The organism is Mycobacterium nebraskense, from assembly GCF_002102255.1.
In the GTDB taxonomy this organism is placed as follows: Bacteria; Actinomycetota; Actinomycetes; order Mycobacteriales; family Mycobacteriaceae; genus Mycobacterium; species Mycobacterium nebraskense.
The window spans coordinates 1-2,741 of the sequence record NZ_LQPH01000105.1 but is presented as its reverse complement, the minus strand read 5'-3'; the positions used below and the strand labels follow the sequence as shown (position 1 = coordinate 2,741).

Below are 2,741 nucleotides of genomic sequence, written 5' to 3'. Positions count from 1 at the left end.
AAAGTCGAACGCCAACGAGTGACACTGCGTCCACACCTGCCCCAGCGCCAGCTGCGCATCCAAAGACTCCAACAGCTCAGTGACATTGCGGTGCGGTATCGCCACGCCCTTGGGAGTACCCGTGGTACCCGAGGTATAGATGATGTAGGCGATGTCCTCCGCCGACGGCGCGGGCAACCCGCCGCTGGGCTGGGTGGCGACAGCCGGGTCGTCGAAATCGATGACATCCAGGCTCGACCCGTCCAGCCGCGACCGCACCTCCGCGATAGTCACCGCGGCGATCGGCGCGGCGTCGCCGAGCACGAACTCCATGCGCGCCGCCGGCACACTCGGATCGACCGGCAGGTAAGCCGCCCCGGTCTTGAGCACCGCCAGGATCGCCACGACGGCCTCGGCCGTCCTGGGGAACACCACCGCCACACACTCCCCCGGACCGGCACCCCGACTCACCAACAAATGCGCCAACCGATTCGAAGACTCCTCCACCTCGCCATACGTCCACGAACGGTCCCCACAGGTGATGGCCACCCCCTCCGGGGCCCGCGCCACCTGCGCGGAGAACAACTCCGGAACCGACACCCCCACCGACGCGGGCCGCTGCAGCACCGCGCAGTTGCCCATGACCTCGAGCCGGACGCGCTCTGACTCGTCGAGCACATCGATCGACGAGAGCCGCCGCGTCGGGTCAGCCGTGACCGCCACCAGCACCAGCCGCAACCGCTCGATCAGCGTCTCGATGGCGGCGGTGTCGAACACGTCGGTGCGGAACTCCACCGCCCCGCCGATGCCGTCGGGCTGGCCGTCCTCGGTCCAGCGTTCGGCCAACGAAAACACCAGATCCATGCGGGCGACATGGGTGTCGACCGGCTCCGGCGTGACCTGCACGTCGCCCAACGCCAGCCCGGCGGCGGGACCGTCATGCTGCCAGGGCAAGTTTTGCCAGGCCAGGACTACTTGGATGAGGGGGTGGTGGCTGAGGCTGCGGGTGGGATGCAGCCGGTCGACGAGGACTTCGAAGGGTACGTCTTGGTGTTCATAGGCGGCCAGGCTGCGCTGTTGCACCTGGGCGAACACCTCAGCCACGGTCGGATTTCCACCGAGATCGGTGCGCAATACCAATGTGTTGACGAAAAATCCGACCAACTCATCAAGCGCAGGATCACGGCGCCCGGCGATCGGAAAACCCACCGCCACATCCGAAGTCGCACCCAGCTTGGCCAATAGGACCGCCAACGCGGCCTGTACCACCATGAAACTGGTCGCATTATGTTCACCGGCCACCTCACTCACTCGTTGTTGTAACTCCGCGGGCCACTCCACGGCCACCCGCGCCCCCCGGTAATCAGCCACCAGCGGATAAGGCCGATCCGTGGGCAATTCCAGCCGCTCAGGCATCCCCGCCAACGCATCCAGCCAGTAAGCGAGCTGCCCGGTGATCGCACTGTGCGGGTCCTCCAGATCCCCGAATTGGGACCGCTGCCACAACGTGTAATCCACGTACTGGACCGGCAATTCGGCCCACCCCGGCGCCCCACCCGCACACCGGCTGGCATAGGCCACCCCCAGATCACGCACCAGCGGCGTGATCGACCACCCATCCGCAGCAATGTGATGAGCCACCGCCACCAACACATGCTCACCCTCACCCAACTGGAAAAGCGTCGCCCGCAGGGGAATCTCAGCCGCAAGGTCGAATGAGTGGTGCGCCAAAGTGTCAATGGCCTCGACCAGCCGGTCGGCCGGCCACCCGCTGGCATCGACGAGTTGCCAACCGAAATCAAAGTGCCCAACGGGGACGATCACTTGCTGCGGGGTCCCCTCGGGTGCGACGAAGATCGTGCGCAGACTCTCGTGCCGGGCCACCACGTCGGCCAGCGCCGTCCCGAGCACGTCGGCATCCAGGCCTCCGCGTAAGCGCAACGCCACCGCCATGTTGTGAACCGGTGAAGAGCCGTGCAGCTGGTCGAGGAACCACAACCGGGACTGGGCAAACGACAGCGGCACAACCGCGGGGCGCACACCGGCCACCACCCGCGCCAGCCGGCTCTCGCCCTCATCGAGGCGGGGTGCTAGCTGGCGAATCGTCGGCGCCTCGAACAACACTCGCACCGAGACGGTCGCGTCCAGAGTGGCGTTCACCGCGGCGACCAGACGCATCGCCGACAGCGAATCCCCACCCAGATCGAAGAAGGAGTCATCGACCCCGACCCGGCCAAGGTCCAGAACCTTGGCGTAGATCCCGGCGAGGACCTCTTCGGTGAGGGTGGCCGGGGCACGGTACCCATGACCGAGGTATTCCGGCGCGGGGAGGGCGTGGGTGTTGAGTTTGCCGTTGAGGGTCAGGGGCAGGGTGGCCAGGGGGATGATCGCGGCCGGGATCATGTAAGCCGGTAGCCGCTCGGCGAGCTGGGTGCGGATCTGCGTGGGGTCGGCGTTGCCGGTGAGGTAGGCGACCAGCCGCTTGTCCCCGGGGCGGTCCTCGCGGACAATCACCACCGCCTGCTCCACCCCAGCCAAACCCGTTAGTACCGTTCGGATTTCCCCCAATTCGATGCGATACCCACGAATCTTGACCTGCTCATCCGCGCGCCCCACATACCGCAACTGCCCATCAGGGCCCCACCACACCAAATCCCCCGTCCGATACATCCGTTGTCCAGGCGCCCCCACTCCCCCGAACGGGCACGCCACAAACCGCGACCCGGTCAACCCCGCCAGACCCACATACCCCACACCCACCC

1 protein-coding gene is annotated in these 2,741 nt (G+C 66.5%); it reads right to left on the bottom strand.

All coding sequences use genetic code 11. The features are described from left to right. Positions 1 to 2,741: condensation domain-containing protein (locus tag AWC17_RS11390; RefSeq protein WP_141224585.1), on the bottom strand; the 2,741-nt coding region annotated here is incomplete at both ends.